This is a genomic window from Arthrobacter sp. NPDC055138, from assembly GCF_053607305.1.
On record NZ_JBSGTH010000005.1, the window covers coordinates 1 to 13,703 of the forward strand.

Here is a 13,703-nt window from a genome sequence, read left to right on the forward strand (position 1 = left end):
ATGCCGTCGACCCCGGCTCTGCGCGCGCCCCGGCCTGTGCCGACGCGCCACCCTATGCCACCCCCGACATTTCGGGCTCACCTTACATCGTTTCCCTCCCCCCCCCCCCGCCTAACCTCCCCCCCCCCCCCGGCCCCCCCGGGAAGGCAAAAAAGTGACGGCCGGCGCCCTCAGCGGGCGCCGGCCGTGGCACGGACTAGCGGGCTGCGACGCCCTCGGTGTAGTCGTCGTCGGACTTGATCCAGGAGAACAGCTTGCGCAGTTCGCGGCCGGTGGCCTCGATCGGGTGGTCCTCACCCTTCTGGCGCAGTTCCAGGAATTCCTTGGCGCCGTTGGCCTGGTCGTCCATGAAGCGCTTGGCGAAGGAACCGTTCTGGATGTCGGCCAGGACGGCCTTCATGTTTTCCTTCACCTCCGGGGTGATCACGCGGGGGCCGGAGACGTAGTCGCCGAACTCGGCGGTGTCGGAGACCGACCAGCGCTGCTTGGCGATGCCGCCCTCGACCATCAGGTCGACGATCAGCTTCAGTTCGTGCAGCACCTCGAAGTAGGCGATCTCCGGCTTGTAGCCGGCTTCGGTCAGGGTCTCGAAACCGTACTGCACCAGCTGCGAGGCGCCGCCGCAGAGCACTGCCTGCTCGCCGAACAGATCGGTCTCGGTCTCTTCGGTGAAGGTGGTCTCGATGACGCCGGCGCGGGTGCCGCCGATGCCCTTCGCGTAGGACAGGGCCAGCGCCTTGGCGCCGCCGGTGAAGTCCTGCTCGATGGCGATCAGGTCCGGCACGCCGCGGCCGGCTTCGAACTCGCGGCGCACGATGTGGCCCGGGCCCTTCGGCGCAACCAGGGCGACGTCGACGTTGGCCGGCGGCTGGATGAAGCCGAAGCGGATGTTGAAGCCGTGGCCGAAGAACAGGGCGTTGCCCTCTTCGAGCTTGTCCGCGATGGAGTCGGCGTAGACCTTGGCCTGGACCTGGTCCGGGGTGAGGATCATGATCACATCGGCCTCGGCGGCAGCGTCTGCCACGGAGAGGACCTTGAGGCCCTCGGCCTCGGCCTTGGCGCGGGACTTGGAGCCCTCGGCCAGGCCAACGCGGACGTCCACGCCGGAATCGCGCAGGCTCAGGGCGTGGGCATGGCCCTGGCTGCCGTAACCGATGACAGCGACCTTGCGGCCCTGGATGATCGAGAGGTCGGCGTCGTCGTCGTAATACAGCTCAGTCACTTTGGGTTTCTCCTGTTGGGGGTTTCGTGGAAGGGAATCAGGCGGAACGCAGGGCGCGGTCGCTCATGGAGCGGGAGCCGCGGCCAATGGCCAGCGTTCCGGATTGGACTATTTCGCGGATGCCAAACGGCTCCAGCACTGCAAGCAGGGCCTCGAGCTTATCGGCGGTGCCGGTGGCCTCCACAACCAACGAGTCGGTAGACACGTCGACCACGGAGGCACGGAACAGATCTGCTGCCTGGGTTACCTGCAGCCGTGTTGCGGCATCCGCGCGGACCTTGACCAGGATGTGGTCGCGTTGCACGGAAGTTTCGGGAACCAGCTCGACGATCTTGATGACGTTGACGAGCTTGTTCAGCTGTTTGGTGACCTGCTCCAGCAGGTCACCCTCGGCCTCGACCACCACGGTGATGCGGGAGAACCCGTCTGCTTCCGTGGGGCCGACGGCCAGAGAATGGATGTTGAACGCGCGGCGGGCGAAGAGGCTGGCGACGCGGGTGAGCACACCCGGGACGTCCTCCACCAGCACTGAAAGGGTATGGCGGGCCATGCCTAGTCCTCCTCTTCCCACTCGGGGGTCATGTCGCGGGCAATCTGGATGAGGTCGTTGCTCACGCCGGAGGGGACCATCGGCCACACCATCGCGTTGGGGCTGACCACGAAGTCGATCACCACCGGACGGTCGTTGATCGCCAGCGCCTGTTGGATGGTGGCGTCGATGTCCTCCACTCGTTCGCAGCGCAGGCCCACGCAGTCGTAGGCGTCGGCCATCTTGACGAAGTCCGGCACGCGCACGGTGTCGTGGCCGGTGTTCAGGTCGGTATTGGAGTACCGGCCGTCGTAGAACAGGGTCTGCCACTGGCGGACCATGCCCAGCGAGGAGTTGTTAATCACCGCCACCTTGATGGGGATGTTGTTCAGCCGGCAGGTGGCCAGTTCCTGGTTGGTCATTTGGAAGCAGCCGTCGCCGTCGATCGCCCAGACCACCCGGTCCGGATTGCCCACCTTGGCGCCCATCGCGGCCGGCACCGAATAGCCCATGGTGCCCAGGCCGCCTGAGTTCAGCCAGGCGTGCGGGCGTTCGTACTTGATGAACTGGGCGCTCCACATCTGGTGCTGGCCCACGCCGGCAACATAGACGGCTTCCGGCCCGGTCAGCTCGCCGATCCGCTGGATCACCTGCTGCGGGGCCACCAGGCCGTCGTCCGGTTCGGCGAAGCCCAGCGGGTAGGTTTCGCGGAGCCGGTCCAGCATGGCCCACCAGGCGGAGAGGTCCGGCGTGCCTTCGGCGGCGAACCGCTCGCGGCAGGCGTCGGCCAGCTCCGGGATGATCTCCTTGACGGAGCCAACGATCGGCACATCGGCGGGGCGGTTCTTGGAGATTTCCGCCGGGTCAATGTCCGCGTGGATCACCTTGGCGCCCGGGGCGAAGGTGCTCAGCACGCCGGTGACGCGGTCGTCGAAGCGGGCGCCCAGAGTGATCAGCAGGTCGGCCTGCTGCAGCGCGGTCACCGCGGAGACGGAGCCGTGCATGCCGGGCATGCCCACATGCTGCGGATGCGAATCCGGGAACACGCCGCGGGCCATCAGCGTAGTGGCCACCGGGGCACCCACCAGCTCGGCCAATTCACGCAGCTCCTGCGAGGCGTGGGCCTTGATGACGCCGCCGCCCACATAGAACACCGGGCGCTCGGCCGCGGCGATCAGCTTGGCCGCCTCGCGGACCTGCTTGGAATGCCCGCGCACCACCGTGCGGTAGCCGGGGAGGTCGATCTTCGGCGGCCAGGAGAACGTCATCATGGACTGCTGGGCGTCCTTGGCGATGTCCACCAGCACCGGGCCGGGGCGGCCGGTGGTGGCAATGTGGAACGCTTCGGCCAGAACGCGCGGAATGTCCTGCGCCTTGGTGACCAGGTAGGAGTGCTTGGTGACCGGCATAGTGATGCCGACGATGTCCGCTTCCTGGAACGCGTCCGAGCCGATCACGGCCGAGGACACCTGCCCGGTGATCGCCACCATCGGCACCGAATCCATGTGCGCGTCGGCAATGGCGGTGACCAGGTTGGTGGCACCCGGACCGGAGGTGGCAATGCAGACGCCGGCGCGGCCGGTGACCATGGCATATCCCTGTGCGGCGTGGCCTGCACCCTGTTCATGACGGACCAAGATGTGGTTGATCTTGGCCGAATCCATGAGCGGGTCGTAGGTGGGGAGGATGGCCCCGCCTGGCAACCCGAAGACGTCATCGACGCCCAGTTCTTCCAGCGAACGGACAACGGCTTGTGAGCCGGTCATTTCCGTGGGCGGCACGATGTTGTTCGGCCCGACTACCGGGCTGAGTCCGTCCACGACGGAAGAGACAGAGGCAGCTACATCTTTAGTTTTGGCGGCGTCGGCCACGGCCGGCGCCTTGTTGGCCATCAGCGAGGGGCTGATTGGCGATCCCTTAGTCATCGGATTTTCCTTTGCGGATCTTACGTTCTGGCGATGTGCTTGCCGTCTTCCGCGAGCGGAAGAAGGCCCTGTGCTCTTCTGCAAATAAAAAAACCCCGTCGAGCCGGTTGGCTCCGATGGGGTTTAGCGCGTGACGTGGTCGAACCAGACGGGCGTTACGCCACGCGCTTGATAAGGACGACCACGGATACGCTTTGCATGGCTTCAGTTTCTGCCACGCGGATACCAGTGTCAACCTGAGACATCAGCGTCTCATTATTTGGGCAATTGCGTCCAAAACATGGACTCCCCCTGATTGCGACGGCGGTGCGCGGCCCGCGCTGGGCGCGCACCGCCGTCGTGGTTCTGCGGCAGTACGGCATCTTTGGGATGCCGTACTGCCGCTGAACTTACGCGATTTAGCCGCAGTACGCGCCGGTGGAGGCGGACTTGACCAGCTTGGCGTACTTGGCCAGCACGCCGGTGGTGAACTTGGGTGCCAGCGGCTCCCAGCCCACCCTGCGGGTTTCCAGCTCGTCCTCGTCCACCAGCAGGTCGAAGCTGCGGGCCGCGATGTCCACGCGGATCCGGTCGCCGTCGCGCACAAAGGCGATCGGACCGCCGTCGACCGCTTCCGGCGCCACGTGGCCGATGCAGAGGCCGGTGGTGCCGCCGGAGAACCGGCCGTCGGTGAGCAGCAGCACGTCCTTGCCCAGCCCGGCACCCTTGATCGCACCGGTGATGGCCAGCATTTCGCGCATGCCCGGACCGCCCTTGGGACCTTCGTAGCGGATCACCACCACGTCACCGGCCTTGATCTGGCCGTTGTCCAGCGCGTCCAGCGCACCCTGCTCGCGTTCGAACACGCGGGCGGTGCCTTCGAAGACGTCGGCGTCGAAGCCGGCGCTCTTGACCACGGCGCCCTCCGGGGCCATGGAGCCGTGCAGGATGGTGATGCCGCCGGTCTTGTGGATCGGGTTGTCCAGCGCGCGCAGGATCTTGCCGTCGACATCCGGCGGGTTGATCGCCTCGAGGTTTTCGGCGACGGTCTTGCCGGTGACGGTCAGGCAGTCGCCGTGCAGCAGGCCCGCGTCGAGCAGCGCCTTCATAATGACCGGCACGCCGCCGATCTTGTCCACGTCGGTCATGACGTAGCGGCCGAACGGCTTGAGGTCACCCAGGTGTGGGATCTTGTCGCCGATCCGGTTGAAGTCCTCGAGCGTCAGGTCCACCTCCGCTTCGCGGGCGATCGCCAGCAGGTGCAGCACGGCGTTCGTGGAGCCGCCGAAGGCCATGGTGACGGCGATCGCGTTCTCGAACGCCTTCTTGGTCATGATGTCGCGGGCCGTGATGCCCAAGCGGAGCAGGTTTACCACCGCCTCGCCGGACTTGCGGGCAAATTCGTCACGCCGGCGATCGGCGGAGGGCGGCGCGGCCGAGCCGGGCAGGGACATACCCAGCGCCTCGCCGATGCACGCCATGGTATTGGCGGTGTACATGCCGCCACAGGCACCTTCGCCGGGACAGATCGCCTTTTCGATGCGGGTGAGGTCTTCCATGCTCATCTTGCCGGCAGCGCACGCCCCGACGGCTTCGAACGCGTCGATGAGGGTGACTTCCTTTTCGGAGCCGTCCTCAAGCTTGACCCAGCCGGGCATGATGGAACCGGCGTAGAGGAAGACGGAAGCCAGATCCAGCCGGGCCGCAGCCATCAGCATGCCGGGCAGCGACTTGTCGCAGCCTGCCAGCAGCACCGATCCGTCGATACGCTCCGCCTGCATGACGGTTTCAACCGAGTCCGCGATGACCTCGCGGGAGACCAGCGAGAAGTGCATGCCTTCGTGGCCCATCGAAATGCCGTCGGAGACGGAGATGGTGCCGAACTGCATCGGGAAGCCGCCGCCGGCGTGCACGCCTTCCTTGGCGCCCTGGGCCAGGCGGTTCAGGGAAAGGTTGCAGGGGGTGATCTCGTTCCAGGAGCTGGCGACGCCGATCTGCGGCTTGGCAAAGTCGTCGTCCCCCATTCCCACTGCTCGGAACATTCCGCGCGCCGGAGCGGCGTGGATGCCATCGGTGACTACCCGGCTACGGGGCTTGATATCAGGGGTTACGTCCGCGCTCATGGGTTTGATTCTATGACCCGCGCCGCAGTGTTCAGGGCATATTACGACGGCGGTGCCTCACCGCCGCGGCCTAGACACCCTCGGCGTGCCACTATCTGTGGTGTTGGCCACGCTGGCCTGTTAGTCTGCGCCCATGAATGCCGGAAGCAACGAGTACTTGGCCCGCGCCGTTGAAATCGCCGTGGAGAACGTCGGCAAGTCCGGCGGCCCCTTCGGCGCCACGGTGGTCACGCGGGACGGCCAGGTCTTCGACGGGGTCAACCGCGTGACCGCCACGAACGATCCGACGGCGCATGCGGAAGTGGTGGCGATCCGCCGTGCCGCCGCGGAGACCGGGTTCAACCTGTCCGGTGCGGTGCTGTATTCCAGCTGCGAGCCATGTCCTATGTGCCTGGCCGCCGCGCTGTGGGCGCGAATCGAGCGGGTTGTTTATGCCGCGGACCGCGACGACGCCGCCAGCTCCGGCTTTGACGATGCTTTGTTCTACGACTACTTCGGCCCCGAGGGCGATAAGAAGCTCATGCCGGTGGTCCGCGACGGCTACGAAACGACCGACTACCTGGCACCGTTCCGGCTCTGGGACCGGCTGCCCAACAAAGTGGAGTACTGACCCGCCGGTGATCGAGCAACACCGCCCGTGGACCGCACTCCGGTGATCGAGTAAGGCCGCTTGCGGCCGCATCGAGATCCGGTCCCCGAGATCTAGCCGCGGCGGGAGCTAACCGAGCCGGCCGAGCTCCGACGGCGTATCGATGTCGCCGCCGTCGGTCAGATCCGAGCAGTCCACTAGGTCTACCAGCTCGGGGTGCGCCGACAAGAAGGGCCGCGCACCGGCGTCTCCCGTTGCCTGCTCTGCTGCCTGGACCGCCAAGCCGGGCGCGAAAAGCACCGGATGCCCGCGGTGCAGCTTTCCGTCCTGGCCGGAATAGCCTGCGGCGGTGATCCGGCCCGGGGTCCCCGCGTGAATCAGGCGGGCCACCAGTTCCGGGCCGATGCCGGGCTGGTCCACCAGCGCCACGAGCACCGCTTGCTCCGGCTGCGCGTTCTGCACGCCGAGTCGGAATGAACGTGCCATGCCTTCGCTCCACTGCTCGTTGACCAGAACCGCGCAGCCGGCCAGATCCGTGGCCCTTTGCACCTCGGCCGCGCCGGCGCCCAAGACCACCGCCACGCTGGCGCAGCCGCCGTGCCGGAGCACGTCCGCGATCTTCCGGACCAGCGGCACGCCGTCGGAGCCAGCCAGCAGCGCTTTTGGTCCGCGGCCCAACCGCCGCCCGGCGCCGGCTGCCAAGAGCACCCCAAGGACAGGCGCCTCCATCTGGTCCGCTCCCTCAGCCCTGCTGGCTGGCAATCGCCGCGGCTTCCTGCTGCAGCATGCCGATGACCCGGTGCACGCTGCTGCGTTCGGCCACATCGCTGCGGGCCAACACCACAATGCTTCGGCTGGCGCGGATTCCCTCCAGCGGCCGCATCACGAAGCCGCGGGCCGTCTGCGCCTTGCGGGCGGTGAACCGCGGCACGATGGCCAGCCCGTGTCCGGCCGCGACCATGGCCTCCATGACGCGCAGATCCGCGTAGCGCGTGGTCCGCTTGGCCAGCCGGCCGGTGCGTGCTTCGATCTGCCGCAACACCTGTTCAAAAGGAAAACCCGGGGGCACGCCGATCCACGGATAGGCCACCACGTCCTCGGGCTTGAGGGCGTCAAATGCGGCCAACGGATGCCCGGCGGGCATCGCCACATCCAGCGGCTCATCCAGCAGGGGCAGCACGGTGATGCCGCTCCGGGCAAAGGCCTCCACGCCCTGCTGGCTGTGCGCCAGCACCAGGTCATAGTCGGCCGCCAGCCGCAAGAAGCCGTCCACGGAGGGGTCCTCCATGCAGGGCTCGAAGTGCAGCCCCTCGATTTCCTGCAGCCGGTACATCAAGCCTGGCAGGAACATCTCCGCCGCGCTGGGAAAAAACGCGGCACGGATCTGGTTCTGCCAGCCGCTGCGGTAGCCGTCCACGGTGGCCTGCGCCCGCTCCATCGCGGCAGACACGTCCGAGGCAGCCGCCGCCATCGCCAGTCCGGCTTCGGTCAGGCGCACTCCCCTGCCGGCTTTTTCCACCAGCGTGACGCCGACTTCCTCCTGCAGCACCTTGAGCTGCTGGGACACCGCCGAAGCTGTGACCTTCATCGCAGCCGCCGTCGCAACGACCGACCCCCGGTCGCCGAGTTCCCGCAGAATCTGGAGCCGCTTGATGTCCATAAAGCGATCCTACATAGTGTGCTTAGTAACGTTAGATTGAACTTGACGGTCCGCGCAGTTGAGAATAGTGGCATGACAGTCTCAACAGCCATGATCGTAATGGGGATGGCCGCCGTCTTGGCGCGCCTCGCCGTCGTTGTTCGCCGTGACCTGGGGCCGGTCCCTCGCAGCCACGGGTGGGAGACCGATCACGCGGCCATGCCGGTGAAAGCAGTCGACGCCGTCTGACCTTTCCACCACCGCAACCGAGCGCCGGGCACCACAAGGGCCAGGCGCTTTTTTGTGGGTCCGGCCCCCTAGGCTGGCCGGGAGCAATATTCGCTTCCGCGGCCGCAGGCGCCGCCGACCAGCCATTCCGCAGATCCGAAGGCCACTATGCCCACCAGCGACGAACTCAAAGACGCGCTCAGCGCCATCTTTGACTCCCAGATTCCCAACTACGGCGACTACAACCTGGTCTTCGGCAGCACCCGCCAAGACAACCTGCAGGAGGCACCGGGCGGCGGCACCGGGCACTGCTACGTGATTGGCTACCGTTGGCGGCCGCAGGAACTGGTCATCGCCCCGTTCGACGGCACCGGCCTGACGGCCGACGGAATTCCCGTGGCCATCAACATGACCAACCTGTCCCACGCCGTCCAGCTGGGTGGTGGCGAATACGAAGTCGGCACCAGCACCGGCAAGACGTTCCGCTTCGGCGTGCAGGCCGAAGGCAAACTGCCCGGCGAGGGGCGCATCATCGACCAGTCCGAGGACCAGCCCGACTTCCACAGCTTCATGGCGGAGCTGATCTTCCGGGCCTAGCCCCGCCGTTCCCAGCGCGTAAGTTGCGGCGCTCGGGACCTCATTTTTCCGGGCTGGACTCGACCCGGACCAGCCCTCCGGACCGCACTGCCGGCTCTATGGACACCGCTCTCCCCCGCACGTAACGTCGAAACCAGTTGCACCATAACCATCAACTGGAAGGTGAAGTCCGTGGACTGGATATGGGTCATCGGGGTCGTCGTCGTCATGATCGTTGCCGCCCTGCTGTGGTGGCTGTTCTCCCGCAACTCCAGTTCCACTGAGGCCGGGGCACTGGCCCACGCGACCAATCCCCCGCACGGCACTTCCGATGCAGCCAGCCAGAATCCCGTGGCGGGCAGCCAGCCGGCGGCTGATCGAGGGTCCGCTGGAGAGCCCGAACTCCCCGCAGCCGAGCAGCTGGCCGCAGCGACGGCCGCGACCGCCCAGGCGAGCCAGGCGCCGCCGTCGCACAGTTCACCGGCGGGCCCCGCGGACGCGGCTCGTGACCGGGTGCGGCAGGCACGCGACACGGACGCCGACCGTCCGCTCGGGGACTCGGGCAACCGTCAGGAGCACGTCGCCGACGCCATGTATGAGGAAGAGGTCGGCGGCGCAGCTGCCGACGAAGACATGATGGTGGAAGAGACGATGCCCGACTCCCCGGGCGCCAGCGGCGCTATCACCGCGCAGGGCACCGGGGCGGAGGAACCGCCGCCGGCCGAGGTCGAGGACGCGGTGGCCGAGCAGGCGCCGCCTACGGCTGAACCGCTCTACGATGAAACCGAATGGCTCGGCTATGCGGGCGAAGCGGTCATCGAACCGTCCGTCGCGGCTGAGAACGGAGATGGGCCGGACCGGCGAAGGGGATGACGCGTGGACGCCGATAGGAAAGACAGCGCCGAGCGGCCGCGATACGCCGGGCTTGGGCTGGCGGTGGTGCTGGCCACCGTCCTGGCCGGGTGCACCGGCGGCGTCAATGGAGCGCCGAACACCGACGGCGGCGCAGCGTCCGCCCCGGAGGTGGGCACGGCTGCTTCGGGACTGGACGAGCCGTGGTCCATCGCGGTGCTTCCCGACGGCAGCGCCCTCATCTCGGAGAACGACACCGGCCTGATCAAGCACGTGGTGGACGGCGAAACCGTGAGCGCCGTGCCCGTGGAGTCGCCGCTGGAAACCACCGGTGAGGGAGGTTTACTGGGGCTGGAGCCCAGCCCGGACTTCGACGCCGATGCGCGGCTTTACGTCTACCTCACCTCCCCCGAGGACAACCGCGTGGTCAGCTACCGCTGGAAAGACGGCCAGCTAAGCGACGGGCGGGAGGTTGTGACGGGAATTCCCAAAGCCGGGAACCACAACGGAGGCAGAATCAAGTTTGGCCCTGACGGCTACCTCTACATCGCCACCGGAGACGCCGCTGTGTCCTCCCGGTCCCAGGATCGCTCCTCGCTCGGCGGCAAAATCCTTCGCGTCACTCCCGAGGGAGACCCCGCGCCCGGCAACCCGTTCGGCGACAGCCCGGTGTACAGCTACGGCCACCGCAACGTGCAAGGGTTGGCATGGGATGAGGACGGCCGGCTGTGGGCCACGGAGTTCGGTCCGGACCGGGACGACGAACTGAACCTGATCGAGGCGGGCGGCAACTACGGCTGGCCGGAGGTGACCGGTGCCCCGGGCGACGATCGCTTCATCGACGCCAAGGTGGTCTGGCCGTCCACTGCGGACGCGTCCCCCAGCGGCATGGCTCTGATGGACGGCACGGCGTGGGTCGCGGCGCTGCGCGGCCAGCGGCTGTGGCAGGTGGAGTTGGACGGCACCGATGCCGGCGAGCCCGAAGCGTTTTATGAGGGCACCTATGGTCGGCTGCGCGACGTTGCGGCGGCTCCGGACGGGGGGCTCTGGGTGCTGACCAACGGCACCCAGAACGACCGGATGCTGTCCGTTCCTGTGAAGTAGGCTACAAAGGCCCTCTCGATTTCACTTTCGCGGAAATGTCCTGCTAGAGTTACATGTCGTTGCGAGGGAAAAAGCAGAGGGAAACCGATGCTGAAACCTTCACCAACAGATGCACCTCTAGCTCAACTGGCAGAGCAATTGACTCTTAATCAATGGGTTCCGGGTTCGAGTCCCGGGGGGTGCACAGACTAACCCCGTCCGACTTAGCGAAAAGCTGAGTCGGGCGGGGTTTCTTTTTGCCCCGAGGCGCCCAGGGAAAGTTGCCCTCGCTCTCGCGGTAGGACGATCGCCATTCAATAAGCTGCCCATCGTCACTAGGATGAAGGTCCAGCCTGCGTTGGAGGAGTCTGTCATGAAAGCTGCCCGCTACTACGACCAGAAGGACATCAGGACCGAGGACATTCCGGAGCCGGTGCTCACATCCGGAACGGTTGGCACCGACGTGAATCCGAAAGCATGAGCCCCTCCCCAGCTTCAGATGATTTATGCGGCCGCCTTGGCCTGGCCCAACCGCTGCTCAATGCCCCGATGGCAGGGGCCGCCGGCGGCCGCCTGGCTGCGGCGGTTTCCTCGGCCGGTGGACTGGGCATGGTGGGCATCGGCGGCGGCGTGGCCTCCGACTGGCTGGAGCGCGAACTGGCCTTGGCAGCCGCTTCGGGCAAGCCGTGGGGTGCGGGGCTGATGGCGTGGGTACTGGAGGAGTCGCTGGAGCCACTGCGCGTGGTGCTGGAACACCGTCCGGATCTGGTCTGTGTCAGCTTCGGCGATCCCGGTGCGGCCGCGACGATGGCCCGCGACGCCGGTTCGCTGGTGGCCATGCAGGTGGGGAACGCCGCGGATCTGCGGCGTTCGCTGGAAGGGGACATCGACGTCGTTGTGGTCCGCGGCAGCGAAGGCGGCGGGCACGGCCGCAACGAAGTGGCGACCCTGCCGCTGCTGCAGCTGGCGCTGGATCAGACCGACAAGCCCGTACTGGCCGCCGGCGGGATCGCCACGGCGCGCGGGGTGGCGGCTGTGCTGGCGGCCGGCGCGCAGGGGGCGTGGATCGGCACCCGGTTCGCGGCCTGCACCGAATCCATCAGCCCCGCCAAGGTCAAGGAAGCCATCGCCAGCGCGGGCACGGATGACACGGTCTACACCCGCGCGTTCGACATTGCCCAGCATCTGGCGTGGCCCGCCGAGTTCGGCGGCCGCGCGTTACGCAACCGGTTCAGCGAGCGTTGGGCCGACGACCTTGAATCGCTGCAGGGCGAGGTAGCTGCATCGCCCTCGATCACGGAGACGGTCGAGGCCGCACGCCGTGATGCGGATGTGGCCCAGGCTCCCGTTTATGCCGGCCAATCTGCAGGCCTCACGCACGGCGGGGAATCTGCCGCCGACGTAGTGGCGGATCTAGCCGGGTTCCGGACCTACCTGAGGGCGTCGGTGTCCCGCTGGTAAAGCCAGAGCCAGCGCTGGTGAACAACCAAGCCGTAGGTTATGCGGCGGATTAGTCGCCGTCCTCAAACTTCTCAAGTTCGACGACGTCGATGGGTTCGCCCGCGCCGATGCCAAAACGGGTGTTGCCCAGCCTGCGGATGATGACGGTCAGCCGTTCCTTGAGCTCTTCCATCTGGTCGCCGTTGCCACTGCTGAGCAGCCGCTCGAGCTCGGCGGCCTGCTTGAGTGCCAGATGCCCCTCGTCGCTGATCTGGACGATCTGCCGCCGCCGGTCCACCTCGCTGCGTGCCCGGACAATGTGCCCGTGCACTTCGAGCCGGCCCAGAGTCTTACCCATGGTCTGAGCCTGAACGCGCACCCGGTTCGCCAATTGCGCCTGGGTCATTTCGCCGTCAGCTGCCAGCACCTCTAGGGCGATGACACCGGCATGGGTTAGTCCGAGGCCGGCCAGTTTGTCGTTCCACTCATGCTCCACCAACCGCGCGGCGGTGGAGAGCAACCGTGGCATCGGCCAATTTTTCAAATCCGGCATGCCCACAAGTATACGTACGATGTCCGGGCAGGCCGAGGGCCGACTTGGCTATGCTGGTGCTGGAACCCGAATTGCTAAGGAGCTGCCCTATGGCCGAACGACTGTCTACCGGCGACATCGCCCCGGAATTCACGCTTCAGGACTCGGCGGGCAACAATGTCTCGCTGGCCGACTATCGTGGCCAAAACGTTGTGGTCTACTTCTATCCGGCCGCCTCCACACCGGGCTGCACAAAGGAAGCCTGCGATTTCCGCGACAGCCTCGAGTCCTTAAAGAGCGCCGGTTACGCAGTGCTGGGTGTTTCGCCCGACCCGCTTCCCAAGCTGGTGAAATTCGCGGACAACGAGCAACTGAATTTCCCCTTGCTCTCCGATGAAGACCATGCCGTGGCCGAGGCCTACGCGGCCTGGGGAGAAAAGAAGAACTACGGCAAGGTCTACGAGGGCCTGATCCGTTCCACGATCGTGGTGGATCCCGCGGGCAAGGTGTCGCTGGCCCAGTACAACGTGCGCGCTACCGGACACGTGGCCAAATTGCGCCGCGACCTCGGCCTGGACAACTAGGCCCGCTTCTAGACGGCCGGGCGCCTGCCGAAGGCCTGGCTGGATGCCGGTAGACTAATGGCTGTTCCAGATCGGCCGGAGTCAGGCCCGGAGCAGATGCGCGAGTGGCGGAATTGGTAGACGCGCTGGATTTAGGTTCCAGTGTCTTCGGACGTGCGGGTTCAAGTCCCGCCTTGCGCACCACCTTCCGAAGAGCCCTGCAGCCCAAACGCTGCGGGGCTCTTCGGTTTTTTCGCCGCTGCCGCTCAGGTGCCCGCCCCCGCGCCGGCGCCGGCCGGACGGAAGGTGCGCACCGCCGTCGTACTTAAGGGGCACTGTCACCAAATTGTGATGCTTTTGTCCCGCGCCAGAACGTGAAACCGATGCTTTCGATCTTTCATGTGACTAAGCTCTCATCAAGCG

Annotated in this window: 14 protein-coding genes and 2 tRNA genes; 9 read left to right on the forward strand and 7 right to left on the reverse strand. The window is 66.4% G+C overall.

Annotated features, from left to right (window positions below; translation table 11 throughout):
* Positions 1–196: 196 nt before the first annotated feature.
* The 4 genes from ilvC to ilvD all read right to left on the reverse strand — a co-directional run bounded on the left by ilvC (position 197) and on the right by ilvD (position 5,778).
* Positions 197–1,222 (reverse strand): ketol-acid reductoisomerase, encoded by a 1,026-nt coding sequence (ilvC, locus tag ACWF5H_RS13100; RefSeq protein ID WP_127511544.1) that lies wholly within the window; start codon positions 1,220–1,222, stop codon positions 197–199.
* Positions 1,223–1,259: 37 nt separating this feature from the next.
* Positions 1,260–1,772: an acetolactate synthase small subunit gene (gene ilvN, locus ACWF5H_RS13105; protein ID WP_136786644.1), complete on the reverse strand. Its 513-nt coding sequence runs from the start codon at positions 1,770–1,772 to the stop codon at positions 1,260–1,262.
* 2 nt (positions 1,773–1,774) lie between these two features.
* Positions 1,775–3,676 carry an acetolactate synthase large subunit gene (locus ACWF5H_RS13110; protein WP_452037380.1) on the reverse strand — a complete coding sequence of 634 codons (1,902 nt, stop codon included), beginning with the start codon at positions 3,674–3,676 and terminating at the stop codon, positions 1,775–1,777.
* A 398-nt stretch (positions 3,677–4,074) separates the two neighbouring features.
* On the reverse strand, positions 4,075–5,778 hold the full coding sequence (gene ilvD, locus ACWF5H_RS13115; RefSeq protein ID WP_452037382.1) for a dihydroxy-acid dehydratase: 1,704 nt from the start codon (positions 5,776–5,778) through the stop codon (positions 4,075–4,077).
* Positions 5,779–5,911: 133 nt separating this feature from the next.
* Between ilvD and ACWF5H_RS13120 the strand changes: the two genes are divergently transcribed.
* The gene (locus tag ACWF5H_RS13120) at positions 5,912–6,388 is read left to right on the forward strand and encodes a nucleoside deaminase (protein WP_452037384.1); all 477 of its coding nucleotides are present in this window, start codon (positions 5,912–5,914) and stop codon (positions 6,386–6,388) included.
* Positions 6,389–6,496: 108 nt separating this feature from the next.
* On the opposite strand, the gene ACWF5H_RS13125 is transcribed toward ACWF5H_RS13120, so the two are convergent.
* The gene (locus ACWF5H_RS13125; RefSeq protein ID WP_452037385.1) at positions 6,497–7,096 is read right to left on the reverse strand and encodes a nucleotidyltransferase family protein; all 600 of its coding nucleotides are present in this window, start codon (positions 7,094–7,096) and stop codon (positions 6,497–6,499) included.
* Positions 7,097–7,109: 13 nt separating this feature from the next.
* A complete protein-coding gene (locus ACWF5H_RS13130; RefSeq protein ID WP_452037386.1) occupies positions 7,110–8,027 on the reverse strand; it encodes a LysR family transcriptional regulator in 918 nt (305 codons plus the stop codon).
* A gap of 72 nt (positions 8,028–8,099) precedes the next feature.
* Here ACWF5H_RS13130 and ACWF5H_RS13135 point away from each other — a divergent pair, with 72 nt between their 5' ends.
* The 6 genes from ACWF5H_RS13135 to ACWF5H_RS13160 all read left to right on the forward strand — a co-directional run bounded on the left by ACWF5H_RS13135 (position 8,100) and on the right by ACWF5H_RS13160 (position 12,206).
* A complete protein-coding gene (locus ACWF5H_RS13135; protein WP_452037387.1) occupies positions 8,100–8,255 on the forward strand; it encodes a hypothetical protein in 156 nt (51 codons plus the stop codon).
* 147 nt (positions 8,256–8,402) lie between these two features.
* Positions 8,403–8,831, forward strand: coding sequence for a hypothetical protein (locus tag ACWF5H_RS13140; RefSeq protein WP_452037388.1), 429 nt, complete (start codon positions 8,403–8,405; stop codon positions 8,829–8,831).
* 171 nt (positions 8,832–9,002) lie between these two features.
* The gene (locus ACWF5H_RS13145) at positions 9,003–9,683 is read left to right on the forward strand and encodes a hypothetical protein (RefSeq protein WP_452037389.1); all 681 of its coding nucleotides are present in this window, start codon (positions 9,003–9,005) and stop codon (positions 9,681–9,683) included.
* 3 nt (positions 9,684–9,686) lie between these two features.
* Entirely contained in the window at positions 9,687–10,766 is a 1,080-nt protein-coding gene (locus ACWF5H_RS13150) for a PQQ-dependent sugar dehydrogenase (RefSeq protein ID WP_452037391.1), read from the forward strand.
* A 111-nt stretch (positions 10,767–10,877) separates the two neighbouring features.
* Positions 10,878–10,950, forward strand: a tRNA-Lys gene (locus ACWF5H_RS13155).
* A 272-nt stretch (positions 10,951–11,222) separates the two neighbouring features.
* The gene (locus ACWF5H_RS13160) at positions 11,223–12,206 is read left to right on the forward strand and encodes an NAD(P)H-dependent flavin oxidoreductase (RefSeq protein WP_452037392.1); all 984 of its coding nucleotides are present in this window, start codon (positions 11,223–11,225) and stop codon (positions 12,204–12,206) included.
* 49 nt (positions 12,207–12,255) lie between these two features.
* On the opposite strand, the gene ACWF5H_RS13165 is transcribed toward ACWF5H_RS13160, so the two are convergent.
* Positions 12,256–12,714, reverse strand: a complete 459-nt coding sequence (locus ACWF5H_RS13165) for a MarR family winged helix-turn-helix transcriptional regulator (RefSeq protein ID WP_452037393.1) — start codon at positions 12,712–12,714, stop codon at positions 12,256–12,258.
* A gap of 113 nt (positions 12,715–12,827) precedes the next feature.
* Here ACWF5H_RS13165 and bcp point away from each other — a divergent pair, with 113 nt between their 5' ends.
* Together bcp and ACWF5H_RS13175 are read left to right on the forward strand one after the other, a co-directional pair.
* Positions 12,828–13,301: a thioredoxin-dependent thiol peroxidase gene (bcp, locus tag ACWF5H_RS13170; RefSeq protein WP_452037394.1), complete on the forward strand. Its 474-nt coding sequence runs from the start codon at positions 12,828–12,830 to the stop codon at positions 13,299–13,301.
* A gap of 98 nt (positions 13,302–13,399) precedes the next feature.
* Positions 13,400–13,484, forward strand: a tRNA-Leu gene (locus ACWF5H_RS13175).
* Positions 13,485–13,703 lie beyond the last annotated feature (219 nt).